Annotated in this window: 23 protein-coding genes, 3 tRNA genes, 1 other RNA gene and 1 pseudogene; 13 read left to right on the forward strand and 15 right to left on the reverse strand. The window is 56.1% G+C overall.

The window, feature by feature from the left end:
- Positions 1 to 460 precede the first annotated feature (460 nt).
- From JONANDRAFT_RS08550 to JONANDRAFT_RS02985, 5 genes and pseudogenes are all read left to right on the forward strand, one after another.
- Positions 461 to 736 (forward strand): annotated as a pseudogene (locus tag JONANDRAFT_RS08550) (helix-turn-helix domain-containing protein); the annotation flags it as partial.
- 90 nt (positions 737 to 826) lie between these two features.
- The gene (locus JONANDRAFT_RS08335; RefSeq protein ID WP_233417398.1) at positions 827 to 1,156 is read left to right on the forward strand and encodes a helix-turn-helix domain-containing protein; all 330 of its coding nucleotides are present in this window, start codon (positions 827 to 829) and stop codon (positions 1,154 to 1,156) included.
- Positions 1,157 to 1,191: 35 nt separating this feature from the next.
- Positions 1,192 to 2,049, forward strand: coding sequence for an IS3 family transposase (locus JONANDRAFT_RS08340; protein WP_233417431.1), 858 nt, complete (start codon positions 1,192 to 1,194; stop codon positions 2,047 to 2,049).
- A 327-nt stretch (positions 2,050 to 2,376) separates the two neighbouring features.
- Positions 2,377 to 2,997 (forward strand): L-2-amino-thiazoline-4-carboxylic acid hydrolase, encoded by a 621-nt coding sequence (locus JONANDRAFT_RS02980; protein WP_008522733.1) that lies wholly within the window; start codon positions 2,377 to 2,379, stop codon positions 2,995 to 2,997.
- A gap of 392 nt (positions 2,998 to 3,389) precedes the next feature.
- Positions 3,390 to 4,343: a zeta toxin family protein gene (locus JONANDRAFT_RS02985; protein ID WP_008520812.1), complete on the forward strand. Its 954-nt coding sequence runs from the start codon at positions 3,390 to 3,392 to the stop codon at positions 4,341 to 4,343.
- Positions 4,344 to 4,770: 427 nt separating this feature from the next.
- On the opposite strand, the gene relB is transcribed toward JONANDRAFT_RS02985, so the two are convergent.
- The gene (gene relB / locus JONANDRAFT_RS08245) at positions 4,771 to 4,986 is read right to left on the reverse strand and encodes a type II toxin-antitoxin system RelB family antitoxin (protein ID WP_008522734.1); all 216 of its coding nucleotides are present in this window, start codon (positions 4,984 to 4,986) and stop codon (positions 4,771 to 4,773) included.
- Positions 4,987 to 5,142: 156 nt separating this feature from the next.
- On the opposite strand from relB, the gene JONANDRAFT_RS02990 reads away from it, so the two are divergent.
- Positions 5,143 to 5,218, forward strand: a tRNA-Arg gene (locus JONANDRAFT_RS02990).
- A gap of 116 nt (positions 5,219 to 5,334) precedes the next feature.
- Positions 5,335 to 5,835, forward strand: coding sequence for a tRNA adenosine(34) deaminase TadA (tadA, locus tag JONANDRAFT_RS02995; RefSeq protein ID WP_008520818.1), 501 nt, complete (start codon positions 5,335 to 5,337; stop codon positions 5,833 to 5,835).
- Positions 5,836 to 5,937: 102 nt separating this feature from the next.
- On the opposite strand, the gene atpC is transcribed toward tadA, so the two are convergent.
- Genes atpC through JONANDRAFT_RS03035 form a run of 8 tightly spaced genes read right to left on the reverse strand, consistent with a single transcriptional unit; the run spans position 5,938 to position 12,013 of the window.
- Entirely contained in the window at positions 5,938 to 6,345 is a 408-nt protein-coding gene (atpC, locus tag JONANDRAFT_RS03000) for an ATP synthase F1 subunit epsilon (protein ID WP_008520821.1), read from the reverse strand.
- Positions 6,342 to 7,730 carry a F0F1 ATP synthase subunit beta gene (gene atpD / locus JONANDRAFT_RS03005; RefSeq protein ID WP_008520823.1) on the reverse strand — a complete coding sequence of 463 codons (1,389 nt, stop codon included), beginning with the start codon at positions 7,728 to 7,730 and terminating at the stop codon, positions 6,342 to 6,344. The genes atpC and atpD overlap by 4 nt, the downstream gene beginning before the upstream one ends.
- A 9-nt stretch (positions 7,731 to 7,739) precedes the next feature.
- Positions 7,740 to 8,609 (reverse strand): ATP synthase F1 subunit gamma, encoded by an 870-nt coding sequence (gene atpG, locus JONANDRAFT_RS03010; RefSeq protein ID WP_008520826.1) that lies wholly within the window; start codon positions 8,607 to 8,609, stop codon positions 7,740 to 7,742.
- Positions 8,597 to 10,111 carry a F0F1 ATP synthase subunit alpha gene (gene atpA / locus JONANDRAFT_RS03015; RefSeq protein ID WP_008520827.1) on the reverse strand — a complete coding sequence of 505 codons (1,515 nt, stop codon included), beginning with the start codon at positions 10,109 to 10,111 and terminating at the stop codon, positions 8,597 to 8,599. Before atpA ends, atpG begins: the two co-directional genes overlap by 13 nt.
- Position 10,112: 1 nt before the next feature.
- Complete coding sequence (locus tag JONANDRAFT_RS03020; RefSeq protein ID WP_008520828.1) at positions 10,113 to 10,616, reverse strand: F0F1 ATP synthase subunit delta; 504 nt, start codon at positions 10,614 to 10,616, stop codon at positions 10,113 to 10,115.
- Complete coding sequence (gene atpF / locus JONANDRAFT_RS03025; protein WP_008520830.1) at positions 10,613 to 11,092, reverse strand: F0F1 ATP synthase subunit B; 480 nt, start codon at positions 11,090 to 11,092, stop codon at positions 10,613 to 10,615. Before atpF ends, JONANDRAFT_RS03020 begins: the two co-directional genes overlap by 4 nt.
- Positions 11,093 to 11,101: 9 nt before the next feature.
- A complete protein-coding gene (gene atpE, locus JONANDRAFT_RS03030) occupies positions 11,102 to 11,320 on the reverse strand; it encodes an ATP synthase F0 subunit C (protein WP_008520831.1) in 219 nt (72 codons plus the stop codon).
- 18 nt (positions 11,321 to 11,338) lie between these two features.
- On the reverse strand, positions 11,339 to 12,013 hold the full coding sequence (locus JONANDRAFT_RS03035; protein ID WP_008520833.1) for a F0F1 ATP synthase subunit A: 675 nt from the start codon (positions 12,011 to 12,013) through the stop codon (positions 11,339 to 11,341).
- A gap of 335 nt (positions 12,014 to 12,348) precedes the next feature.
- Here JONANDRAFT_RS03035 and JONANDRAFT_RS03040 point away from each other — a divergent pair.
- Positions 12,349 to 12,438 (forward strand) — tRNA-Ser (locus tag JONANDRAFT_RS03040).
- 342 nt (positions 12,439 to 12,780) lie between these two features.
- Here JONANDRAFT_RS03040 and JONANDRAFT_RS03045 read toward each other — a convergent pair.
- Complete coding sequence (locus JONANDRAFT_RS03045) at positions 12,781 to 14,403, reverse strand: dipeptidase (protein ID WP_008520834.1); 1,623 nt, start codon at positions 14,401 to 14,403, stop codon at positions 12,781 to 12,783.
- 274 nt (positions 14,404 to 14,677) lie between these two features.
- Here JONANDRAFT_RS03045 and JONANDRAFT_RS08450 point away from each other — a divergent pair, with 274 nt between their 5' ends.
- A complete protein-coding gene (locus tag JONANDRAFT_RS08450; RefSeq protein ID WP_267878599.1) occupies positions 14,678 to 14,800 on the forward strand; it encodes a hypothetical protein in 123 nt (40 codons plus the stop codon).
- A 1,679-nt stretch (positions 14,801 to 16,479) separates the two neighbouring features.
- Here JONANDRAFT_RS08450 and ssrA read toward each other — a convergent pair.
- The 4 genes from ssrA to JONANDRAFT_RS03060 all read right to left on the reverse strand — a co-directional run bounded on the left by ssrA (position 16,480) and on the right by JONANDRAFT_RS03060 (position 18,061).
- Positions 16,480 to 16,800: a transfer-messenger RNA gene (gene ssrA / locus JONANDRAFT_RS08030) on the reverse strand.
- A gap of 34 nt (positions 16,801 to 16,834) precedes the next feature.
- Positions 16,835 to 17,305, reverse strand: a complete 471-nt coding sequence (smpB, locus tag JONANDRAFT_RS03050) for an SsrA-binding protein SmpB (RefSeq protein ID WP_008520843.1) — start codon at positions 17,303 to 17,305, stop codon at positions 16,835 to 16,837.
- Positions 17,306 to 17,378: 73 nt separating this feature from the next.
- Positions 17,379 to 17,456: transfer RNA gene (locus tag JONANDRAFT_RS03055), tRNA-Pro, on the reverse strand.
- A 50-nt stretch (positions 17,457 to 17,506) separates the two neighbouring features.
- Positions 17,507 to 18,061: a hypothetical protein gene (locus JONANDRAFT_RS03060; protein ID WP_008522736.1), complete on the reverse strand. Its 555-nt coding sequence runs from the start codon at positions 18,059 to 18,061 to the stop codon at positions 17,507 to 17,509.
- Between the two features lie 159 nt (positions 18,062 to 18,220).
- Between JONANDRAFT_RS03060 and JONANDRAFT_RS03065 the strand changes: the two genes are divergently transcribed.
- Together JONANDRAFT_RS03065 and JONANDRAFT_RS03070 are read left to right on the forward strand one after the other, a co-directional pair.
- The gene (locus JONANDRAFT_RS03065) at positions 18,221 to 19,396 is read left to right on the forward strand and encodes a coenzyme F420-0:L-glutamate ligase (RefSeq protein WP_008522741.1); all 1,176 of its coding nucleotides are present in this window, start codon (positions 18,221 to 18,223) and stop codon (positions 19,394 to 19,396) included.
- 33 nt (positions 19,397 to 19,429) lie between these two features.
- The gene (locus JONANDRAFT_RS03070) at positions 19,430 to 20,704 is read left to right on the forward strand and encodes a hemolysin family protein (protein ID WP_008520848.1); all 1,275 of its coding nucleotides are present in this window, start codon (positions 19,430 to 19,432) and stop codon (positions 20,702 to 20,704) included.
- Between the two features lie 81 nt (positions 20,705 to 20,785).
- On the opposite strand, the gene JONANDRAFT_RS03075 is transcribed toward JONANDRAFT_RS03070, so the two are convergent.
- A complete protein-coding gene (locus JONANDRAFT_RS03075) occupies positions 20,786 to 21,940 on the reverse strand; it encodes a copper resistance protein NlpE N-terminal domain-containing protein (protein ID WP_008522742.1) in 1,155 nt (384 codons plus the stop codon).
- 271 nt (positions 21,941 to 22,211) lie between these two features.
- Here JONANDRAFT_RS03075 and JONANDRAFT_RS03080 point away from each other — a divergent pair, with 271 nt between their 5' ends.
- Positions 22,212 to 22,646, forward strand: coding sequence for an OmpH/Skp family outer membrane protein (locus JONANDRAFT_RS03080; RefSeq protein ID WP_008522743.1), 435 nt, complete (start codon positions 22,212 to 22,214; stop codon positions 22,644 to 22,646).
- Between the two features lie 119 nt (positions 22,647 to 22,765).
- Positions 22,766 to 23,263, forward strand: a complete 498-nt coding sequence (locus JONANDRAFT_RS03085) for an adenosine-specific kinase (protein ID WP_008520857.1) — start codon at positions 22,766 to 22,768, stop codon at positions 23,261 to 23,263.

The following is a 23,263-nucleotide window of genomic DNA, read 5'->3' on the forward strand; positions in this document are numbered from 1 at the left end:
AACGGCTTTTAGGCCAAAACGGCTCCAAAATAAGACTTGAAGCGGCCCAAAGAAAAACAGACGGCCAAATTTGGGCCGTGACGAGATTAGAACGTCCCTGTTAACTCAATCGAAAAGATAGAAAAGCTCAGCTTGCCCCGTCGAGACTTAAAACAGGCCCTTTCATCTGTAACGAGGAGAAGGGCGTAAGAAGACTCATGGAGCAAAGCGAGCTTGCATGATGCAAGAATAGCTCGTGAAGAGACAAAACTAAAACCATTATGAAACGCGTAAGACCGCGCAGGCCCCCTAACCGTGGCTATGGGCTGTGCTTGCGGAGGCTTTATGATTTTGTTGTAAGGCGGCTAGGCGGTACATTTGCACTGCGTTCTGTGCTGCCATAAAGAAGGCCACTCCTTGAACTGATATGCTCCCCCCAAGTAGGACAGGGAAATATAAAACCTACTTGGGGGGTATTTCTATGCCCAGAAAAAGCAAGATAGACTCAGCTTTGAAAATATCTCTAGTTGAAAGCTATCTCCGAGACGAAATCAGCTGCACAGAAGCGACAAGGCAAGCGGGGCTTAGGGGCCGCGCATCGTTTAGGAGTTGGGTCCGGATTTACCAAAATGAAGGTCCCGGAGGATTGCTCGCTCAATCGAGAAACAGACATTATTCACAGGAGCTGAAATTGGCTGCCGTTCATGCCTATCTGAGCGGAGAAGGATCCTTAACGGAGACGGCGTATCGCTATGGCTTACGGTCAAAAGCTCAACTTCAAAGCTGGATACAGGCATATACTACTCATGGATGGATCCAATCGCGCACAAGCGGAGGAGGCAGCTCCATGAGAAAAGCCAGACAGACAACCCAGGAAGAACGCCTTGAAATCGTACGGTACTGCCTTGCTAAGGATAATAATTATGGAGCGACGGCGCTGAAATATAACTGTTCCTATCAGCAGGTGCGCAACTGGGTGCTCCGTTATGAGAGCATGGGCCCCGCCGGCCTTGAAGACCGTCGTGGACGGCGGATTGGAACCCTGCCAGCCCGGACACCAGAGGAAAAGCAGCGTGACAGGATTGCAGAACTGGAACGCAAGAACCGCGACCTTCAGATGGAGAACGACCTGTTAAAAAAAATCAGAGAGTTAGAGATGAAAGATCGCTCTCTCTGACTCGACATCCCTACAAATACCAAGCGATCAAAGAACTGACTGAAGCCAAGCACTACCCCCTGCAAAAGCTCTGTCAGTGCCAGCGGCTTTCGCGCAGCGCGTATTATCGCTGGCTTAAAGGTCCTGTCAGCTTCAGTGAGAAGTACAATACCGAGCTCTCCGAGAAGATCAAGGCCATTCATGAGAACCATCCGGATATGGGTTACCGGCGAATCAGGGACGAACTGGAAAGGAATCACGGCATCGCAGAGAACGATAAGCGGGTACTCAGGATCTGTCGCGGAGAGCGTATTCAATCCACGATCAAGTGGAGGCCAAAGAGCTGCACCAGAAGCAGCCAAGACCCTGCACATATCGCCAAAAACTATCTCAACCGTGACTTTCACGCAGACGCACCGAACGAGAAATGGCTGACGGATGTCACTGAGTTCAAGTATTACGTCGGGGGGAACGCTCACAAAGTATATCTGAGTGCCATACTGGATCTCTATGATCGCAGGATCGTGGCATATAAAATCGGCGAGCATAATGACAATCCGCTGGTTATGAGCACGTTTGATGAAGCTGTAGAGCGTGAGCCCGAGGCACATCCATTGTTTCACAGTGACCGAGGCTTCCAGTACACGAGCAAACAGTTCTCGGGGAGACTAAAGAGAAACCGAATGAAGCAGAGCATGTCCAGAGTAGCCCATTGCATTGACAATGGGCCTATGGAAGGCTTCTGGGGGATCCTGAAGCGTGAAATGTACTACAGGAAACGCTTCACCTCAAAGATGGATCTGGTGAAGACCATAGAGTCATACATCAGGTATTACAACACAGAGCGGTTCCAACGGAAACTGAATCTGATGACACCTGCCGAATGCCATGCAAGCTTCTATACTGCGGCGTAAAAGAACCGCCAGCCGATTACTCGACTGGCGGCACGGGACTTTTTGATTTTTCACTGTCCTATTGACGGGGAGCAGACCAAAAAGCGAGTGGCCTTCTTATTGTAATGAAAAGCGAAATCCTGCAATAGAGGTTGCTCTTATTGTAATGAAACGCGAAATCCTGCAATAAGGGGGCGCTTAGTGCAATGAAACGCCAAATCTTGCACTAAGGGGTGCGCTTAGTGCAATGAAACGCGAAATCTTGCACTAAGGAATTTTTATTTGCACGTAATTTTCACAATATCACGTTTTTCTAGATGATACCTAGGACAAGCGGGGAGATTGACTATGAAATATGGAATCATGCCAAAATTCATGTGGGCAGCGTTTCATGGAAGTTTTGAAAGAGCTTTGAAAAGTGAATTGCAGGTTGAAGATGCCAGGTTCGTGATGGCGGCGGCTCACAGGGATTATAAGAAAATCCTTTCGGAAGTGGACGAGTTTGACAAGAAGAGCCGATTTAAAGTCTGTATTTTGAGTGCGTCTCTTTTCCTCGCAGTGCTAATGAATTTGCCATTCCATCCGACCGTAGAGCAGATGAAAAATTATTTCCGCAAGGCGATGTGCGATAATTTTTTTATGAAATTGGCAGCAATCAAAAGTGATTCTTATACTCCTAAAGGCCGCGCTAAATTAAAGGCGGACGCCGCCTTCAGTCAGACGGTAACCAACCCGTATGACTGGCGTTTTACCGTTCAAGATGGAGAAAGCATAAATCAGTACACAGCCGTTTTTACAAGCTGCGGAATCTGTTATCTGATGAAAAAGTGGGGATACTTTGAATATACGCCGGCTCTTTGTGCGTTGGATTATGACATGGCGGCTATGAATCACTCGGTATTTACCAGAAAGTCTACACTCGCGTCCGGCGGGTCTTGCTGCGACTGCCATTATGACCACAAGGCATAGATGAGGCACGAGTTAGCGTCGCCACCTTCATTCAATCTTTAAGGCCGGATATCAAGAGAGTCCATCGCTGAACGGACGCAATTTCCATATTTGCCCGTCGATAGGCCTTTGTGCACTCCTTACCGTCAGCGTCAAAACTTCGCTCTAGCTGTAACACGTCTCACAGAGGGAGAGGGCAGAGCAAAGCATTGCCCTTGTATTTTCATTTATTACTCGCGTGGTGTCATACAGATATATTGTCTTTCTGTCCTGCTGAACTTCGTCAGGGCGAGGGCTCAGAGATTGATTGGGTCGAAAGGTTCCTTCATTAACTATCGACCGAAACACAGAACGACCGCCGCTTGAAGCGTGAAAATGAACAGCTTAGCCGAACAGAGAAAGAAGGGGAACGAATGGCCAGTAACCGCAAGTTTTTGGCAACGGTGGACTATGAGGTGGCGTGTGAAATGTTGGCGATTCAGTCGGGGCTTTTGACGACTGAAATTATCGCAGAGGAAGGAAAAGAAAATCCCGATCAGTCAAAAATAGAAAAATTGACGGCGGAGTCACAGGCCCTGTGGGATGAAAAAGTCTCTCTTCAGCCGGACGACTTTCAAGCCATTCAGAGCGTGTTCGCTCGTTACGGAAAAGCTCATGAATGTCAAACTTTATCTATTAAAGAGTACGGCCGCGTCCTTCAAAAACTCCGAGAAAAAGTCTTTAAGCACGTCGTCTCCTCGGAGCACCCGGAAATTTTTATCCTCGGCGGTCAGCCTGGCTCAGGGAAAAGCACGCTTTTACCGTCGTTGGCAAGAGGAAAGGACATCGTGACTATTAACGGAGACGAGTTTCGATCGGCCCACCCGAATTATCACCAGATGATGGAAAAGGATCCTGAACATATGGCAGAACTTACAGATCCTGAAGTTCGCCGGTGGACGAAAGAAATTTTCGACGAAGCGATCGAACGGCACTTCACCATTGCTTTTGAGAGCACAATGCGACAGGACGAGCCGCTATGCACCACGCTGTTAACTCTAAAAAAAGAAGGTTACAGAGTTACAGCTTGCGTTAAGGCGGTACATGAAAATGACAGTTGGGAACGCTGTGAGAAACGATACCAGCGGGGACTGCAAGCGACCGGCTATGGACGTAAGGTGTCCAGGGCAAGCCATGATGAAGCCTATGCCCGAATGCCATTGACTTTGCAGCGGATTGAAAAAGGAGGTCTTGCCGACGAGATACGGATTTATGATTTAGAAGGGACTGAAATTCCGCATTCAAAAAATTCGGCAGCCGAAGAAGTACTGGCAATCAGAGAAAAGCGCGGCCAAGAGCTCGCCCAGGAAGCGAATCATCGAGTTTGATGGAGGCGAAAAATGCCAAACGTTCATTGAAGTTTATAGAAACACAAGGCCCCACCCCTTCGGCGGGGCCTTGTGTTTATTATTAAATTGTTTCCAAAGATGATTTCCCTTTAATAGCCAGTTCCCATATGGCTTTAGCGTTGTCTCTGACGTTTATTCCTGTTCCATCAGAAGGCGGGAGATTGGGAGCGAAACGTAATGAACCTGTGTGGGCACATGAGCGTACCGTTGATTTAGAGCCACAAAAGAAAAGCCCCAGTGGGAGGAGATGTCTGATGTGTTCACAGACCGATCGGATACGCACCAACGATAACGGAAGGCGACAAAACGAGAAAACAAGAATGGAACATAACAAAAATCGACGAAGCAATAACAACAATGCGGTCTGCCCATTAGGGTAGACCGCCTTTGTCCTTGATTTATTAAATCAATTGTCTAATCCGCAGGCTTTCCGCACTTCTTCCATTGAGTAAGACTTTTTCCCAGAACGCAAATACTCTTGATATGCCTCATCACCGATAGCCGCGTCTTCTAAATCTTCAAGATACTGATTTAGTGCCTGTTCGACGTGCCACTGCTCCGTGTGACCGGATTTTTCCGCTACTGCACGCAGTCTGGCTTGCATTTGTCCTGTAAGTTGCAAAAAGGTGTATGGACACCTCTTTTACTGCGATCTTTTTCTCGTATACCAAGGCAGTTTAATTATAGCCTCTTCGGCGATTGATAACGTTTTTCAGCCATTGAACCTTCTTTCATTCATACGACCTTTTTTCACTTTCTGTGCTAGAATAAACTATATGCGCCGGTAGCTCAGTGGATAGAGCATCTGGCTTCGGACCAGATGGTCGTGGGTTCGAATCCTGCCCGGCGCGCCAGAAGATAAGAAGAGGCTTCTGCGGTCAGCGCAGAGGCCTTTTTTCGGCTCGGTAAAATATCAATATCAAGGGGGCCTTGTGGAGTGGCGATCTGTTTTTCGTCTTTTGACTGTCAGATGATGGAGCAGGCGCTCTGCGAGGCTCGGCGCGCGTTTGCTGGGGGAGAAGTGCCAGTTGGCGCAGTTGTTGTCGATGAGAAGGGGAATATCATCGGCCGAGGGTATAACCTTCGAGCCGCTCTGCATGACCCGACTGCTCACGCGGAGATTGTGGCGCTTCGTGAGGCCGCTCAAGCTCTGGGGGGCTGGAACCTTTCAGGCTGCTCGCTGTTTGTCACGCTTGAGCCGTGTCCGATGTGCGCCGGCGCCCTCGTCCAAGCTCGGATCGCTCGGGTCGTTTTCGGCTGTCGAGACGAGAGGGCTGGGGCCTGCGGGTCGCTGTATTCTATCCTTCGGGACGGGCGGCTGAATCACCGGTGCGACGTGGCCGAGGGGCTGATGGCCGACGAGTGCCGGTCGCTTTTGCAGAGCTTTTTCTTGGCGGCTCGGGAGAAAAAACGCCAGTCCTTGGCGGCTCAAAGCAGATTTGAAGGCGTTGAAACGTCCAGAAACGAATGAGCTTTAATATAAAAGGGAACCGCCGGCGCTGTCCGGCGGTTCCCTTTTTGCGGTTTTGACAATTGCCATCTTGGCAGGTCGACCGCGCGAATATTGTAAGAATCAGCTGCTTTTCCTTCGGGCGTACTTGAGCCGCGTAAGGGCGCGGGCCAAGGCGGCTTGAGAGCGGAAATAGTCCTGCTGATTTTGTTGATGTTTCAGTTGTTCCTGCGCGCGTTCTTTGGCGCGCTGGGCGCGTTGGGCGTCGATGTCTTCGGGGCGGACGGCCGCCATGGTGAGCATGCGCACGTAGCCCGGCATGATTTCCACAAAACCGTCGCTGGTGACGGCGTAGCGCCACTCGCCGTCGACGACGAAGGAGACTTCTCCCTCAGAGAGGGCGGTCAGGGTCGGCTCGTGTCCCGGCAGGACGCCGTAGCTGCCGTCAACCGACTGGAAGCTGAGCTGTTCGGCCGGCCCGCTGTAAAACAGCTGGCGCGGCGTGACGATGTCCAGCTGAAACGTTTTCATTGCTCTTTTGCCTTTGCCAGCAGGTCGTCCAGCCCGCCGGTCATGGAGAACGCGGTTTCCGGTATCTTGTCCAGCTCGCCGGACAGCAGGGCGTCGAACGACCGCAGGGTGTCCCGAAGGGTGACGTATTTGCCCTCCCGCCCCGTGAAGGCCTGAGCGGTGGCAAACGGCTGGGAGAAGAACTGCTGGGCCTTGCGCGCCCGCATGACTGTGAGTCTGTCCTCTGCGGAGAGCTCTTCCATGCCCAAGATGGCGATGATGTCTTGGAGCTCTTTGTACCGTTGAAGCATTTCCTGTATGCCTCGGGCGATTCGGTAGTGCTCAGCTCCGACGGTGTCAGGTTCCAAGAGGCGGCTGGTAGATTCCAGAGGGTCCACGGCCGGGTAAATGCCCATTTCGACGATGCGGCGGCTGAGGACGGTCGTCGCGTCAAGGTGCGCAAAGGTTGTGGCCGGAGCCGGGTCTGTCAGGTCGTCGGCGGGGACGTACACCGCCTGAACGGACGTGATGGAGCCGGCTGACGTGCCGGTGATCCGTTCCTGCAGGCTGCCCATTTCGTTGGCTAAGGTCGGCTGGTAGCCGACCGCGCCGGGAAGGCGACCCATCAGGCTGGAGACTTCGCTGCCCGCTTGGACGTAACGGAAGATGTTGTCGATGAACAGCAGGACGTCCTGATGTTCTACGTCCCGGAAGTACTCGGCCATGGTGAGGCCGGTGAGGGCGGCTCTCATTCGGGCGCCCGGCGATTCGTTCATCTGTCCGAAGACGAGGGCGGTCTTGTCCAAGACGCCGCCGGCTTTCATTTCCCGCCAGAGGTCGTTGCCCTCGCGAGTGCGTTCGCCCACGCCGGTGAATACCGAATAGCTGTTGTGCCCTTTGGCGACGTTGTGGATGAGCTCCTGAATGAGGACGGTCTTTCCCACGCCGGCGCCGCCGAACAGGCCAATTTTGCCGCCTTTCGTGTAGGGAGCCAGCAGGTCGATGACCTTGATGCCCGTTTCCATGATTTCTGCCGTGGGGTTCTGCTCGGTGAACTTGGGCGCAGACCTGTGGATGGACCAGCGGTCCGCGTCGGTCAGTTCCGGGCCGCCGTCGATGACGCGGCCGAGCGGGTTGAAGAGCCGTCCAAGGGTTTCTTTGCCGACTGGGACTTTGATAGCCTCGCCGGTTGCGGTAACGGTTAGCCCGCGGGAAAGTCCTTCGCTGCTTTGCATCATGATGCACCGAATGGTGCGGTTGCCTAAATCCGACGCCGCTTCCATGACTTTTTCCTGCCCGTCGACTGCGGCGACGAGAGCTTCAAGCTGGCGGGGCAGCGGCTGTCCGACCGGAAAAACGACGTCGACCACCGGGCCCAGCACCTGCGTTATGTATCCCTGACTCATGACGACCTCCTAATTGGTGGCCTCAAAGCCGCCGGTTACTTCGGTTATTTGCTGAGTGATCATTTCTTGGCGCAGCCGGTTGTACCTCTTGGAAAGCCGGTTCAGCATGTCATTGCCGTTGTCGGTTGCCGTCTGCATGGCCGAGCGGCGGTCGCAGTTTTCGCTGCAGTACGATTCGGTCATGGCGGCGTAGAGCACGCCGGCTAGATAGGACGGGACGAGCCGGCTGATGACGGCGTCGACCGACGGTTCGTAGATCATCACGTTGTCGGAGCGGACCGACCGATCGCGCCAGCGCGGGTTGTTCGGATCCAGCGGCAGAAGCGGCAGGACGAGCGGTGACGTGCTGAGCGGGGAAGTCATTCGTGTATAGACGAGCAGTATTTCCCGAAGTTTGTTCTTTTTGAAGAGCTCCAGAAGCTGGCGGCTCATCTCCCACGCGCGGCTCAGAGTCGGTTCGCCGGCGCTGTACAGGAAGTTCGGTTCAGGCTGCATACCCCGCTGGATAAACATTCGCCGGCCCATTTCTCCGACGCAGAACAACGTCACGTTGTCGTACGCCTCGGCGGTGCGTCGCGTCAGGTCGATGACTTCCCTGTTGTAGCTGCCCGCAAGCCCTTTGTCGCCGGAAATGACGACCAGCCCGGCTTCTCCGTGCGACAGCTTGGGCGCCCCAAAGTACGGGTGTTTTACCATGGTGCTGTGACGGAGCACGTCGGCGATGGTGTCTTTGATGACTTCAAAGAACGGCTGAACCTTTTCGAGCTGAGTGCGGGCCCGGCGGCTTTTCGCCTGGCTGATCAGGTACATGGCACTCGTGATTTTGAGGGTCTGTTTGACGCTCAGGATTCGCTCGCGAAGGGCGGCTATTTCTGCCATGAAGGCGCCTCATGGGCCTTGAACGCCGCCAAGCGTTTGTCGAGTGCCTCTTTTTGTCCATCGGTCAGCTTTTCGCCGCGTTCCAGTTCCTGCATGAGAGGGCCGTCCTCTTGGGAAAGGTACTTGCGGACGTCCCGCGCGAAGTCACGGACGTGGGCGAGCGGCACGTCGGAGAAACCACCGCTTGTGACGTAGTACAGCGTGACTAACTGGCCGGCGGTCGAAAGAGACGAGCCAGGCGTCTGTTTGAGGACCTCTGTCAGCCTGTGCCCGGAGTCCAACGCTTCTCTCGTGGCGTCGTCCAAGTCGCCGGCGAACTGGGTGAACACTTCCAACTCGGCAAAACGCGCCAGAGTGACCCGCAGGTTTCCGGCCAAAGCGCGGATTCCTGCCGGCTGGGCGGCGCCTCCCACTCGGCTGACCGACAGGCCGGTGTTGACGGCAGGGCGGACTCCTGATCTGAACAGGTGGCTTTCAAGGTAAATCTGTCCGTCGGTGATGGAAATGACGTTCGTCGGGATATACGCGCTCACGTCGCCGGCTTGGGTTTCGATAATCGGCAGGGCGGTCATCGAGCCGCCGCCCCAGTGATCTTCCAGTCGGCAGCTGCGCTCCAGCAGTCGGCTGTGCAGGTAGAACACGTCGCCGGGGTACGCCTCGCGGCCCGGGCTGCGCCGCAGAAGAAGCGACAGGGCCCGATATGCTACGGCGTGTTTGCTCAAATCGTCGTAGATGATCAGCACGTCCCGTCCCTGATCCATAAAGTACTCGCCCATGGCCGTGGCGGCGTAGGGGGCGAGGTACTGGAGCGACGGCGAGTCGCTGGCCGGACTAGAAACGATGAACGTGTAGTCCAAGGCTCCAGCGGCGCGAAGGGACGCGTGAATTTGGGCGATTGAGCTGTTTTTCTGGCCGATGGCGCAGTATATGCAGATGACGTTCTGGTCTTTCTGATTCAAAATAGCGTCCACAGCGATCGTCGTCTTGCCGGTCTGCCGGTCGCCGATGATCAGCTCCCGCTGCCCTCGGCCCACCGGCACAAGAGCGTCGACTGCCAAGATGCCGGTTTTGAGCGGCACGTTGACCGGCTTGCGGGACATGACGCCAGACGCTTCCCGTTCCACCGGCATGTCCTTTTGGCCTACGATCGGCGCGCCGCCGTCGATCGCCTCGCCCAGCGGGTTAACCACTCGGCCAATCAGTCCGTCGCCGCAGGACACTGAAGCCGCTTGTCCGCCTCGGCGGCAGAGCGTGCCTTCCCGAAGGCCGCCGCCGTCGCTGAACAGGACGACGCCGACTCGGTCAGACTCCAAGTTCATCGCCATGCCGAGCGAGTCGTCCTCAAAGACGACCAGCTCGCCGTAGGTGACCCGGTCCAATCCGTACACGGTGGCAATGCCGTCGGCCAAAGAGACGACTTGTCCGGTTTCCCGGGCGTCCAGCTTCATATCAAAGGAGCGGATCCGCTCCCTCAGTTCTTCAATAATGCCATCAGAAAGCATGTTATACCTCCAGCAGCAGACTGCCCAAATCCCGGAGGGCTCCGGCCAGCGAATAATCGTACGTGACGCCGGACACGATGATTCGGAAGCCGCCGTACAGATCGGCGTCAATCTGCGGTTCCAGCACTACAAAGGAGACACCAAGCCGCCGGGCGGTCGCTTTTTCGAGCCGATGGCGGTTTTCCTCGCTGATCGGACGGGCTGAGGAGAGAATGCCCAAGGCGCCGCCTGCGGTGACGATGGCCCGCAGCCGAAGCAACCGGGCTAAGTCGCGCGCTTGGCTGATTTTTCCGCCCTCGGCCAGCAGGACTAACGTGTTAGCCGCTCGGTGATCCAACTTGAGGGAAGACAGCAGCCCCAACTTTTCTTGATGAGTCAGCAGGGGAGAGGCCAAAGTCCGGCCGAGCTCCGGGCAGAGCTCGAGCGCCTGAATTGCCGGAAGAAAATCGACGCTCTTCAGGCCCTCAAGCCGGGCGGCCTCGGCCAAGGGAAGCAGGGTCTTCATTCTTCGCCCCGGCAGAACCGGTCGATTAGCGTCAGGTCGTCTGCGTCGGTCATCTTTCGGCTGGCCAACTTAGCCGCCGCCTCAAGAATCAGCGAAGCCGTCTGCGTTTGAAGCCGCTCCTTAGCAAGCGCTTCTTCGCGGGCAATCCGTACCCGCATCTCTTCCAGCTCGTGCCGCGAGTCCTGTTTCGCCTGAGCGAGAATGATCTCGTAGGCTTGGTCGGCGTGATCCCGCGCGTCGTCAACAAGTCGGGAAGCCGCCCGGCTGGCCGCGTGCATTTGCTCCTCGTTGTGGCGCTGCAGTTCCTCGCCGACAGCCCGCGCGTCAGAGGCTCTCTTCAACTCGTCCGCAATAGCATCCTGACGGGCTTTCATCGCCCGGCGAAGCGGAGTGAAAAGGAACCGGCGCGCCAGAAGATAGAGCACCAGCAGGTTGAGCACAGTCCAGAGGATATTCCAGTCAACCTTGAGGAACATAATGCAGGCCTACTTCAGAAGGATAACTGCCATCGCGACGACGAAACCGTAAATAGCCGTTGCCTCGGCCAATCCGCACCCTAACAACATGGTCTTCATCACATCATTTTTGGCCTCCGGCTGACGGGCGATCGACTCACAGGCCTTCCCTGTTGCCAAGCCGATGCCGATTCCCGCACCGACGCCAGTCAAAACGGCGATCCCAGCACCCAAAGCAGTTAAAGACATAACACTCGCTCCTTTCGGTTAATCAAGAACATCCTGAGTGAACAACAGCGTGAGAAAAACGAAAACAGCCATCTGAATCAACCCGTCGAACAGGTCGAAGTACAGCCCTAAAATCGACGGAACGACCGCGGGGGTCAAATGATGAACCAGCGTCATCACGACGAACGCGCCGAAAATGTTGCCGAAAAGCCGCATGCACAGCGACAGAGGTCGGGTCGCCATGTCGATGATGTTGAAAGGAAGCATGGCGGGATTGGGCTCGATCAGCCGCTTTAGAGCCCCTTTCGGCCCTTTGACGGCTAAAAGGGTCCCGTAAATGACAAAAAAGCTGCACAGCGCCAGTCCAGCTGTGACGTTCAGGTCCTTCGTCGGCGGAACTAAATCCAACAGGCCCGATAGGTTAGCTACCGCAAGGTAGAGAGCCAGCGCGCCAAAATACGGCGAAAGGCCGGCGCACCGAGCCCCAAGCGTTCCGGTGATAAAGTCGTCCATTGTCTTGACAAAGACTTCGCCAACCAGCTGCAGCTTTCCCGGCCGCATCTTAGCCCGGCGTCCGGCTAAAAAGAACAGAACGCCCAACAAGGCGACAATGCCCCACGAAAAGACGACAGAACGAGGTACTTGAATGAGTCCTAAATTTACGCTCTGAGGCGTCACCGCCTGTTGAAGCTCTTGAGAGATAGTACCCGTCACCCGTCACCTCCTTTTTAAGCGCTCACAGTATATGCTTTTAAAAGAAAAGTACAAGGCTAAAAAATAATGGATTCTGAAAATGACAAAATATACGATATTCTGCAGGGTATATTCAAAAGAATATCATATTGTTTGGAAATAGACTTGTTGTCCCTCGCCCCGAGCCGTTCGGCAAAAAGTTGAAAAAAAGATGACATGGCACCTCATTGGAGGCTCGCCGTGTCGTTTTGAAGGAGACTGGGAATGAACCGAGGGGCCCCTGCTCAAAGGGTAGCAGGAGGAGAGAAGCCGGCTGTTCACAGCCTGAATTTTTATGATATAATGGCACGCGTCGCGGAGAGGTGGCTGAGCGGTCGAAAGCGCTTGACTCGAAATCAAGTGAGGGGCTTGCTCCTCCGAGAGTTCAAATCTCTCCCTCTCCGCCAGATACAAAAACAAAACTTGCCGCCGGCTGCAGACCGGCGGCTTTTTTATGCTGAACGCTCGAAAATGGTTTGCTGGTCGGTTCGTCTCAATAAAACGGGAAGTGAGAAGCCGTTTATAAATAAGGCTTGGGGAACCTTGCCTCATATTGGACACCGTGATGAACGGGCGCGGGGGCTGTGAGTGCGCTTGCCGAAAACGGCGTTTTCCCTCGGCTTGCGGGGCCTTGACCGCCGCGTTGGCTCGTCCAGCGACGCTGTCGCCGCGGCGAGTTTTTAGAGCCCCTGCCCGATTGGCCTTGAGAAAAAATAAAAAGACGCCCGAAGGGGCGTCTTTTTATTTGCTTATTTGCCGCCGGTTCCGTCGGGACGGACGAACGGCCCGTCGGCGATCGACTCGGCCCACTCTTTGGGGAAGGGCGTCAGGTTCATGTCGATAGCTCCAAGACAGTACTTGCTGAACAGCCGGTCGCCCAGCTTGAGCCACTCGTCATGCCAGCCCTGCGCTTGGTCGTAGGCGTACTTCTGAATGAGCTCCAGACCGGCTGACCGATCGCCCTTGTTGATCAGTTCCGCGCTCTGTTTCAGCAGTTCGGGAACCCGAGCAAACTGTTCGTTCATTCGGGGCGTTCTCGCCTCGTGAATCTCGGCTCGGATCGGCTGATACCGCCAGTCCGCAATGCTCTGAACCCGAATGCAGCTCCACCAGCCCGATTCGGGCGTATAGGGAGTGCGGCGCGTGCCGGTTGAGTAGAGCGCCGGCAGTTCGCTCATCGATGCCCAGAGCGGCGTCAAGTACGTCGTGTCGGCGGCGCCGTAGCCAAACCATACGACGCCCTTAATCTCGTCCGGGAGCCGGCCGTCGACTTGGCAAATCTGAACGTACGTCTGACGGTAGTCGTTGATCGCCCGGGGGTACTCGCAGTCCTTATATCCCAAATTGAGCTGCTTGCGGTAGCGGGTCGGATTTCCCCAAGGGCCAGCGGCCTTGCCCTTGCTCAGGTCAAACGGCGTGCCGCCGTACCAATCGCCCTGCAGGGCGAACAGGTCGGCGACGGTCACTTTCTTATCCGGCTTGACCGACAGCGGGAAGCGGTACGCCCACGGATCCAGCTTTGCCGACGGGGCAAAAACGGACAGGGCGCGCCACTCGCGCAGCGACGAGTACAGGCGGATTGTCGGGTAGAAGACCTCGGCGGGGCTGAAGTCCTTCGGATTGGCGTCCTTTGGGGAGATCAGGCCGTTCTTAACCGCGTAGTCGATCATATCCGGCGCGGCCAAGACGTTCGCCTTGTCGGTCAGGTCAAGATGACAGAGCCGAGCCCGGTTGGCCGCAACGAATATTTCGTCGTCTGGCACGCGCCACGCGGCCCACATCGTATTGCCGTATACCTCAAAGACCCACGTCTCGTTGCCGTCGGTAATCGGCATCGTCTCGCCGTCCGAGAACCAACCGTACTTGCTAACCAACTGTCCCATGAGCTCGACCGCTTCGCGGGCAGTCGCGCAGCGCTCGAGGGCGATTTCCTGCAGGTTATAGCAGTTCATCAGGCCGAAGGCGTTCTCGATCATCAGCTTTTTCGCCCGCTGGCTGTGCTCGTCGTCGGCTGTCATGGACATGGTGCTTTCGCCCATCGCCAGCCCTTTTTCGTTGATGAAGGCGTATTGGGACGTCAAGTATCGATACGTGTGGGGAGCTTCAGGAATCTTCGACATCGGCACGTCGGCTTCGTCGGGCGCCTTGCCGACTCCGTGCTGGGTAATGAGCCGCTCGCTTCCTGCCGGGTGATCGGCGGCGGCGATCAGCTTCAGACCAAAGTGATCGCTCAACGAGTCGCAGGTGTGCGAGATCATCGCCGTCCCATCGGCCGAGGCGTTTTTGCCCACGGCGAACACGGTGCAGCCGAACGCGGCAGACGAGAGGACAAGAGAAGCGATCAGTCCAACGAGCGGGGCAGCTTTTTTCATTCGGTCTCCTCCTCGAGGCGGGGACGAAGTCCCCAGATGTTTTATTGTGCTACTTGTGCGATATTATATCGTGTTTTATTTCACTTTTGGCGTTGCCTCCGGTACATGAAGACGTGTTTTGTAGCCGGTCGGTCGGCTCGTCGGCGTGGGCAGGTGAAAGGCGCGTGTTCCGCCGCGCTGGGCCGACCTGACGCGAGGGGGAGAAAACTCGAAGGGGCCGACGGAGCCAGCCGAGCTCAAGCGAAAGGACGGCAAACGACAGAAGGAGGATCCTTTGGCGGATCTCTCTGCGGAGGTCCAGCGGGAAGGGAGCCGTGATGAATTTTTCCCCGGTGGGGCGTTAGTTGTCCTCCTAGCGACGATCAAGTGGGGCGGAGCCGTGGCCTCAGGCGCCTAACCTGCTGAGAGGCACAGTGATATGATGGCCCAAGAACGCCTCGGCCGGAGAGCGGCTCATGGAAAGGGGAAGCCCCGTCCATGACGAAGCGTCAGGACGGGGCTTGAACGCGGAGAAAACGGCGGCAGAGGGGAGAGCGAAACCGACGTCACTCCCGTTGGATCCAGAAAGGTAAAAATAAGGCCTTCAACGCGTTCGCTTGGTGAATAAAGCGGGCGGCTGAAGGCCACAAAATTCTTGTAAGAGGTATTCGCACCGGGCACTCGGGAACACCTTCCGACCAATCGGCTTCACAGGGGAGTGCCCCCCTCCACCGACCCGGTGAGGCCACTATACTTCGATAGTATGGGAAAGTCAAGGGCGCCGGCCGGAACGAGGATAAAAGCTGTGGCAGAGGAATATCGTCGTTAATTCAATAAGGGGAGACCGGCACTCACGCCCTTTTGAGACAGAAGTATAAAAAAAGGCCTTCAACGCGATCGCTTGACGAACAAAGCGAGCGATTGAAGGCCACTCTTCTTGAGGAACAGGGTGTTCTCACCGGGCATCCGGGAACACCGACCGACCAATCGGATTCACAGGGGGATGCCCCCCCTCCACCAACCCGGCGAAGCCACTATACTTCGATAGCATGAGAAAGTCAAGGGCCGGGACGAGGATAAAGGCGGTGGCAGAGAAATATCGTCGTTAATTCAATGAGGGGAGACCGGCACTCACGCCTTTTGGATCCAGAGGGTAAAAACAAGGCCTTCAACGCGTTCACTTGACGAACAAAGCGAGCGGCTGAAGGCCAATCTTTTGAGGACGGGGCGTTCGCACCGGGCATCCGGGAACACCGACCGACCAATCGGGTTCACAGGGAGATGCCTCCCTCCACCGACCCGGCAAGGTCAATATACTTTAGCAGCAGGGGAAAGTCAACATCTAAAAGATGAAGATTCCATAAAAGAAGAAACAGCCCCACAAGGGTCAGAAGAACTAATAGGTTTCCATCGCCCCAAGGAACTTTTTCTTAAACGAGCTGATTTTAATTGAAAAAACGTTATCTAAACTTGCCGAGCAGACAGCTGTTCCACCTCTGAGAGACTCCGCACGGTTTTTCCGAGACGCTGTTTATATGTTTTGTCTGTATAGCTCGGAAAACAAGCCCCATTGAACTCGCCAAACCATCACTTCAGAAGCCCTCAAGTTTTAGGGGAAGGGACACACAAGGCCCAGCGGCAGCGCAGACGAACGTCATAGACGAAGTGAACCGCGCTGCTCGCCGCGGCGTTTAAAAGAACTTTTTTACCGTTTAGCATCAGGCAAAAGGGGCCTCGTCGGTCAGGGCGATGCCTTTCGATCAGTAGGCAGGGGCTAAGCTCAAAAACATGGTCTAGGTCTCCCGTTCGGCTCAAGGTTCAACGGCCGAAGAAGCAGGAATAAAACTTCTCGGCAGCAGGGCCGAGCTAGGGGAGAAAACGCGCCCAAGCGGGCGGACAGGCAGAAGCGCGTTCGGCCTATCAGGCCTAAAGACGAACTTGACGGCCCAGTCTGACCGCGCGGGTAGTCTTGAGACGCGGCGGCAGCGATATGACTGCGGACTTTGGACTGCTTCGCTTGGCGTCCACGCGACGGACAGAAAACAGCAGGGCAAAAAATAAAACGCGGTCGCTTGACCGCGTTTTAACGTATTCAGATGGTGGAGGCGCGGAGAATCGAACTCCGGTCCTGACATAACGGGTACGAATGGGCGGCTACAGGCTTAGACGATCTCTTTTAACGCGCTGCGCCCGACGCCTGACCGACAGAAGGGTATCGGGTGCTGCGGATGGAAGGAAATGACGCTGCCCGCGATGATTAGCCCGCCCGGGAGGCGCGAGCGCTCCCTCTCCGTTTGGGCGGCCGCGTGCTTACGCAGCCAGTGCGAAATCGTTGTCAGTTCTTATGTTTGACGGGTAACGCCCGTCGCTCGGCCTGCTCCCAGACTTCCGCCATACCAGTCGAAACCGGTCGCCCCCGGTTCACGTTGATTATATCACATTGATTCTCAGGTCAGTTTCTGTTCCTCAGTTCTCTGGCGATGGAGCGCTGAACGTCCCGCTCTCTGATGTCGTCCCGGCGGTCTGCGGCACTCTTTCCCCGCGCGAGGCCCAGTTCAATTTTGGCAAGTTTGCCGCCTTTGACGTAGAGCTTGAGCGGCACGAGGGTGAAGCCCCGCTCTTTGACTTTTGCCTGGAGCCGGCGGAGCTCCCGACGGTGAAGCAGCAGTTTGCGCGCTCGGTGCGGCTCAACTTTGACCCATGCGGTGGCCTTCTCGTAGGGGGAAATGTGGACGTTTTCAAGCCACAGTTCGCCGTCCTTGAATTTGGCGTACCCGTCTTTGAGGTTGGCCCGTCCGGCCCGGATGGACTTAATCTCCGTGCCGGTCAGCACGAGGCCGCATTCCATCGTCTCCAGAATCTCGTAGTCGTGTCGGGCTTTTCTGTTGACTGCGGCGACCTTGTCGTCCGGCGAGTTCGGCATGATGGCCTCCTTTGCGTTCTTTCTAAAAAAACAGACCCCGACGCTTCCGCCGGGATCTGCCTGTTTTCTTGAATGGTCGGGGTGAGAGGATTCGAACCTCCGACCTCCTCGTCCCGAACGAGGCGCGCTAACCAGACTGCGCTACACCCCGACACGAGGCGCATTGTACCTCAGGGGAGGAAATCCGTCAAGCAGGGCGGATTATTTGCGGCTTCTTCCCCTGAAGAGAGACAGGCGTCCAGACGACCAGTCTTCGCTGAGCGGCAGCTCAAGCCATCCCCAAGGCGTTATCAAAAGAAAGCGGAGAACGATCTGCTGGTCTGCCAGCGAGGCGATGTGGTCGCTGTAGTCGAGCACGTCGCAGGGGATCCAGCAATCGGTCAATATCCAGGCTCGTCGGCACCGTCGGCCTGAGAACAGCAGGGCGTAGTCGAGGGCCCAACGCATCGCGCCATCGAGGTCGACCTCTCCAAGCCATACGACGGCCGCTTCGTCGCGCGGCCTAGGGCGTCGGGAGCTGGGCAGGAGACAGGCGTGGTCGTTGACCCAATTGAGCCGGTCGAAGAGCAGTTCAGGTTCGCTGCGAACAGCTTCGTCGTAGGGCGCTTCGTAGCCGTCCGAGAGGGTGAACCGCTGGCTGAACCAGCCGCTGATCTGACGCGTCAATTTGATGGTCCAGTCTGGATAGTCGAGCTTGTTGGGAGAGCCCATCAAGGAGCCAAAGGAGAAGAAGTCTCCCGTTTCGTTTCCTGCCATGGCGATCCACCTCCTGACTTTCTGTCCTTTGCGGGACAAGCATATCACAAAACAAACCGTCTGACGGCACGGAGCGGCTTTGGGCATGATAAAATGAGTTCTGTTTGATGAACCACGCCGTTGAGACGTGCTATTCTGCAGTTCGGGGAGATATGAGAAATGCGACACATTGGAACAGTTGCCCGGGGAATTCGTCTGCCTGTCGTCATGAGCGGTGACGACCTGAAGAAAATTGTCGTGAACTCGCTGATGGAAGCGGCGGCGAGCGAACCGGACGGCTTTAAGTTTAAGGATCGGGATATCGTTGGGGTGACCGAGTCGCTGGTGGCTAGAGCGCAGGGAAACTACGTGACGACTGAGGATATCGCTCAGGACGTCGCCCGGCTGACCGACGAGGGCGACGCGGTTCTTCTGTTCCCAATTTTGAGTCGGAACCGCTTTCTTGAGCTGCTGAAGGGGATCGTCGCGGGGGTGCGGGGTACGCTGCACCTCGTGCTGTCGTATCCGTGCGACGAGGTCGGCAACGGCGTGATGGACCGGCAGGAGTTCTACGAGAAGGCACATTTGCTGTCAGATTCAGCCTTTGACGAGGACGAGTTCCGGCGGGTTTTCGGCACGTGGACGCACCCGTTTACCGGGCTGGACTACGTGGAGCTGTACAAGTCGGTCGCGCCGGAGAAGATCAAGGTTCACTTTGCCCAGTCGCCGAAGGCGGCGCTGAGCTACGCGAAACAGGTTATCGTCGCGTCGATTCACGATCGGAATCTGCACCGTCAGGTCTTGGAGCGGCTGGGCGCGAAGGTGATCACCCTTGATCAGATCTGCGCTGCGCCTCAGGAAGGGCGAGGCTGGAACGACCGGTTCGGCCTGCTGGGGTCAAACTACTCCCGCGCCGGCGTGGTAAAGCTGTTCCCCAGAGACTGCGAGGCGTTTGTGGCCGACCTGCAGGAAGAGCTTCGGCGGCAGACGGGCCGTCAGATCGACGTTTTGGTGTACGGCGACGGCGCGTTCAAGGATCCGGTGGGCGGCATCTGGGAGCTGGCCGATCCGGTTGTCTCGCCAGCCTGCACATCTGGGCTGATCGGTATGCCTCACGAGATCAAGTTCAAGTACGTGGCCGACAACGCGGGAGATAAGACGCCGCTTCAGGCGGTCACCGAGGCAATCCAGGCAAAGGCGAAGACGTCCCGGTCGGACAAAACCGGGCTGGGGACGACGCCCCGCCGGCTGAGCGATCTGGTAGGGTCGCTGTGCGATCTCGTTTCCGGCTCGGGCGATAAGGGAACGCCTGTTATCTATATTTCGGGGTACTTTGACAGCTACATCGTGCAGTAGCGCCTGAGTAACTGCCGGGGAGGTTCGTTGGGAATGCTGTTTTCCATGCTCGTTTTGGTCGTGTGCCTGATCTTGCTGTCGGCGTTTTTCTCCGCCGCGGACATGGCCTATTCAAGTCTGAACAAAGTCCGTCTTCGCCGGTTCGTCGACGAGGGGACTCCCGGCGCGTCGCGGACGATGGAGCTGGTGAAGGATTTCAGCCGGACCATTTCGGTGATCCTCATCGGCGGCAACGTGGTTGATATCCTCAATACCGCGGTTGTTACCGCCGCGCTGGCGTCGGTCTTTGGGCCGGTCGGCGCTCTGTATTCCACGGCGATTATGACCGTGCTGATCATTATCTTCTGCGAGATTCTCCCGAAGGCGTTTGTGAAGGATCACGCGGAGACGTTTGCCCTTCGGGCGTCGCCGGCCATTCGGCTACTGTCGGTGCTGTTCAAACCGTTCACGTGGGTTACCCAGAGCATTACCGAACAGCTGCGGGGGCTGTCGTCTTCCAAGGCGGCGTCGCCGAGCGTGACCCACGACGAGCTGCTGAGCATTGTGGACGATATGGCGAAGGAGAACACCTTGCCTCGGGTTGAGCGCGAGCTGATCGAGAACGCGATCAACTTCAACGAACTGAAGGTGTGGGAAGTTCAGACGCCGCGGGTTGACCTGTTCGCGCTGGACGTGGACGAGTCGTCGGAGCTCGCCCTGTCGTTGATTCTGAAAAATCACTACACCCGAATCCCAGTGTACGAGGGGACGACCGACAACATTATCGGCGTCCTGAACGAGAAGATCGTGCTGGAAAAAGTGGTAGCCGGCGAGCCGCTGAACCTTCGCGCCTGCATGGCAAAGCCCCTTCTGGTGTCCGGCGAGACGAGCCTGCTTGACGCGTTCCGTATTCTGAAGACGAACCGGACGCACATGGCGGTCGTCTTGGACGACTACGGCGGCACGTCGGGCATCATCACGCTGGAAGACTTGATGGAAGAGCTCCTGGGCGAGATTTACGACGAGCTGGACGACATCAAGGAGTACGTGACGCAGATCGACGGCAATGCCTGGTTGGCGGTGGGCGATATCTACATCGAGGACCTGTTCTTCAAGTTCCTTGGGACTATGGAGATTCCCGATACCGAGTCGCCGACGCTGAACGGGTGGATGCTGGAGGAGTTCAAGGTCTTCCCCGAGCTGGGAGCGTCGATTCAGTGGGGGCCTTACTCGTTCGAGGTCGTGAAGACGGCGGGCCAGCGGATTTCCCGCGTCCGTATCACCAAGGTTTCAGGCGCTGCCAGTCAGTCGGCGCCAGTCGGCAGTTGACCGACGATAAAAAAGAAAGAGGCGCGGCCTTTGTAGGCCGCGCCTCTTGTTGTTTGTGCTTGTTTGTGCGCGATACGAGGTTTAAAGCGTCTGGTCGGCCAGTTTGTAGGCCGCGTCGATGACCAACATGAGCCGGAGACGTCCGGTCTGAGACCTGACGGTCTCAAAATGGCCTTTGAAGGTCGCCTTGGCAGGAGAGGTCATCTTCTTGAGGGTCCAACAGGAAGCGATCTTTTGGGCCGCGGCGGAGTCTTTGACCGCATAGGTCAGGCCGGCTACGTTCATGGTCTCGCCGTCGGCGCTCTTCTGGTAAATGCCGGCCATGTCCAGCGCGACGTTGGTCAGGTCAGCCTCAGTCGTCCGAGTCATGACGAGGGACTTGTTGAACGGCCGCTCCGATTTGCCCGAGCCAAGCGAACAGCCCTTGTCGGTGGCGATGATGTACCGGGCAGCGCCGCTCGCGTCGGTCAGCAGGATGGTCTTGTGGTTGAGCTGAGCCCAGCGGCCCCACGAGTAGACGGGCTGTGCCTTCTTAGCGTCGAGTGTTTCTTTGAACCGGTAGGACGAGTCGCCGCGAAGGGTCAGAACGGCGTTTTCTTTCTTGTCCTTCTCGTTCTGCGTCTTGCCGGCGAAGGTCACCTGGGAGTTCACGTCCACGAAGCGATCATCGTTGAAAAGGTTTGCGTCTTCGCTGTAGTTCAGTTTGTAGTTCAGCGAGTCCTCGGTAATGGGAGCGCCTTTTTCGTCAGACAGGACGAGCGAACCTTTCTTGTCGAGCATGAACCAGGTCTTGTCGCCGCTGGAGGACACGAGCGCAGCCAGTTTGCCGGAGGCTACATTCCAAGTGCCCATTTCGACGAACGTCGAGTACGGCCGATCGGTCAGGTACTTGTCAACTCGGCGGTACAGTCCGTTGCCGGCAAAGCTGACGGTCACGTCCACGCCAGAGCCGGAAGCGGCAGGGAAAACGCCGTGCCAGTTCGTGTTGGCCAGCGAGGTGATCTTCTTCGGCTTGGGCGCTCTCTCGTAGTCCGGGGTCGAAGAGCCGCCGGAAAGAGCTCCGTCCACTGTTCCGGAGATGACGTCGCTGACCTTATCGGTGACAGCGTTGATAGCGGAGTCCTTGGCTACATCAGCGATCCCCTGAAGGAGAGGGCTCGACGCGCCGGCCGGAGCAGCAGAGGCTGCCGCGAGGGCTGAGGCGAGACAAAGTGCGGAGAAGCGAGATAGTTTCATTGTTTTCTTCCTTTCGTGTCGTGTCAAATTTGTGTTGATAACGCGTATGACTTCTACGGTGCAAATATTATATCTGACTGCCCGCGGAAAAAGGACAGAGGGAACAAAAATTAGGCCGATTAGCGCTCGGTGAATATGCATATATTATTTTTGCGGACATTTCTGTGGTTGATAAAGAGGCGTGATTCTCCTACAATATCGGTGAACGGACGGTTTGCGCGCCCTCGAACCGAATCGGTTCATATCTGGAATGTTCACGGGAGGTTTTTTAATGAAACTCACAAAAGTTCTGGCTGCTTGCGCGACGTTGGTAGTTTTGGCGGCTGGGGCGGCGTTGGCAGCTGACACAGTCGGCGTCATCGAACCCCAGAGGATCCTCGTTTCTCACCCCAAGTTCGAGAGCGCTCAGGCCCGTATCAAGACCATCATGGACAACAAGCAGAACGAGGCCAAAGCCGGCATCGAGAAAGCAAAAGACAATCAGGAGAAGGTCAAGATCTTCACGCAGAAGAAGCAGGAAGCTGCGATGGAAGAGCAGAAGCTGATGGCCCCGATTTTCAAGGACATCAATCTGGCCATTCGGACTGTTGCCAAGAACAAAAAGTGCACGGTTGTCGTCGACAAGGCGGCGACGTTCTTCGGCGGCTTGGATCTGACCGACGACGTGATTCAGGAAGTTAAAAAAGTCAGCGCCGGCAGCAATTAAGGGCGAACAAACAAGTGCGCTTCTCCGTTCTCGTAGCGGAGAAGCGCTTTTTGTTTATTCCGCGCCGGTGGGTTAGAATAGTGAATACAATGGCCTAACGCCAGTGAGGAGGCAACCCCATGGCAGAGATCAAAAAGATGGAACTTGTGTCGCTTGAAATTCCTGAAGACGGCAACCTGATTGTCGGGCAGAGCCACTTTATCAAAACGGTTGAAGACCTTTACGAGGCGCTGGTCACGTCCTCGCCGTACCTCAAGTTCGGTATCGGTTTCTGCGAGGCGTCCGGTGACTGCCTGATTCGGTCGGACGGCAACGATGACGAGCTCAAGGCCTGTGCCGTGAGGAACGCTCAGGCGCTGAGCTGCGGGCACAGCTTCGTCATCGTGCTGAAAAACGGCTATCCGATCAACGTCCTTCAGGCGGTCAAGAACTGTCAGGAAGTCTGCCGGATTTTCGCCGCGACGGCAAACCCCCTTCAGGTCGTCGTCTGCTCGTCCGAGCAGGGGCGAGGGATCTTAGGTGTTATTGACGGGTTCCTCCCTCAAGGGGTAGAAACGGAAGCTGACGTCGTGGCCCGAAAAGACCTGCTGAGGAAGATCATCGGCTATAAGCGCTAA

This window comes from Jonquetella anthropi DSM 22815 (assembly GCF_000237805.1).
Classification (GTDB): Bacteria; Synergistota; Synergistia; order Synergistales; family Dethiosulfovibrionaceae; genus Jonquetella; species Jonquetella anthropi.

Excerpts from the sequence above, each read along its gene's own strand:
- JONANDRAFT_RS08335 (WP_233417398.1), top strand. The coding sequence starts at position 827 with ATGAGAAAAGCCAGACAGACAACCCAGGAAGAACGCCTTGAAATCGTA.
- JONANDRAFT_RS02980 (WP_008522733.1), top strand. The coding sequence starts at position 2,377 with ATGAAATATGGAATCATGCCAAAATTCATGTGGGCAGCGTTTCATGGA.
- JONANDRAFT_RS02985 (WP_008520812.1), top strand. The coding sequence starts at position 3,390 with ATGGCCAGTAACCGCAAGTTTTTGGCAACGGTGGACTATGAGGTGGCG.
- tadA (WP_008520818.1), top strand. The coding sequence starts at position 5,335 with ATGATGGAGCAGGCGCTCTGCGAGGCTCGGCGCGCGTTTGCTGGGGGA.
- atpC (WP_008520821.1), bottom strand. The coding sequence starts at position 6,345 with ATGAAAACGTTTCAGCTGGACATCGTCACGCCGCGCCAGCTGTTTTAC.
- atpD (WP_008520823.1), bottom strand. The coding sequence starts at position 7,730 with ATGAGTCAGGGATACATAACGCAGGTGCTGGGCCCGGTGGTCGACGTC.
- atpG (WP_008520826.1), bottom strand. The coding sequence starts at position 8,609 with ATGGCAGAAATAGCCGCCCTTCGCGAGCGAATCCTGAGCGTCAAACAG.
- atpA (WP_008520827.1), bottom strand. The coding sequence starts at position 10,111 with ATGCTTTCTGATGGCATTATTGAAGAACTGAGGGAGCGGATCCGCTCC.
- JONANDRAFT_RS03020 (WP_008520828.1), bottom strand. The coding sequence starts at position 10,616 with ATGAAGACCCTGCTTCCCTTGGCCGAGGCCGCCCGGCTTGAGGGCCTG.
- atpF (WP_008520830.1), bottom strand. The coding sequence starts at position 11,092 with ATGTTCCTCAAGGTTGACTGGAATATCCTCTGGACTGTGCTCAACCTG.
- atpE (WP_008520831.1), bottom strand. The coding sequence starts at position 11,320 with ATGTCTTTAACTGCTTTGGGTGCTGGGATCGCCGTTTTGACTGGCGTC.
- JONANDRAFT_RS03045 (WP_008520834.1), bottom strand. The coding sequence starts at position 14,403 with ATGAAAAAAGCTGCCCCGCTCGTTGGACTGATCGCTTCTCTTGTCCTC.
- smpB (WP_008520843.1), bottom strand. The coding sequence starts at position 17,305 with ATGCCGAACTCGCCGGACGACAAGGTCGCCGCAGTCAACAGAAAAGCC.
- JONANDRAFT_RS03060 (WP_008522736.1), bottom strand. The coding sequence starts at position 18,061 with ATGGCAGGAAACGAAACGGGAGACTTCTTCTCCTTTGGCTCCTTGATG.
- JONANDRAFT_RS03065 (WP_008522741.1), top strand. The coding sequence starts at position 18,221 with ATGCGACACATTGGAACAGTTGCCCGGGGAATTCGTCTGCCTGTCGTC.
- JONANDRAFT_RS03070 (WP_008520848.1), top strand. The coding sequence starts at position 19,430 with ATGCTGTTTTCCATGCTCGTTTTGGTCGTGTGCCTGATCTTGCTGTCG.
- JONANDRAFT_RS03075 (WP_008522742.1), bottom strand. The coding sequence starts at position 21,940 with ATGAAACTATCTCGCTTCTCCGCACTTTGTCTCGCCTCAGCCCTCGCG.
- JONANDRAFT_RS03080 (WP_008522743.1), top strand. The coding sequence starts at position 22,212 with ATGAAACTCACAAAAGTTCTGGCTGCTTGCGCGACGTTGGTAGTTTTG.
- JONANDRAFT_RS03085 (WP_008520857.1), top strand. The coding sequence starts at position 22,766 with ATGGCAGAGATCAAAAAGATGGAACTTGTGTCGCTTGAAATTCCTGAA.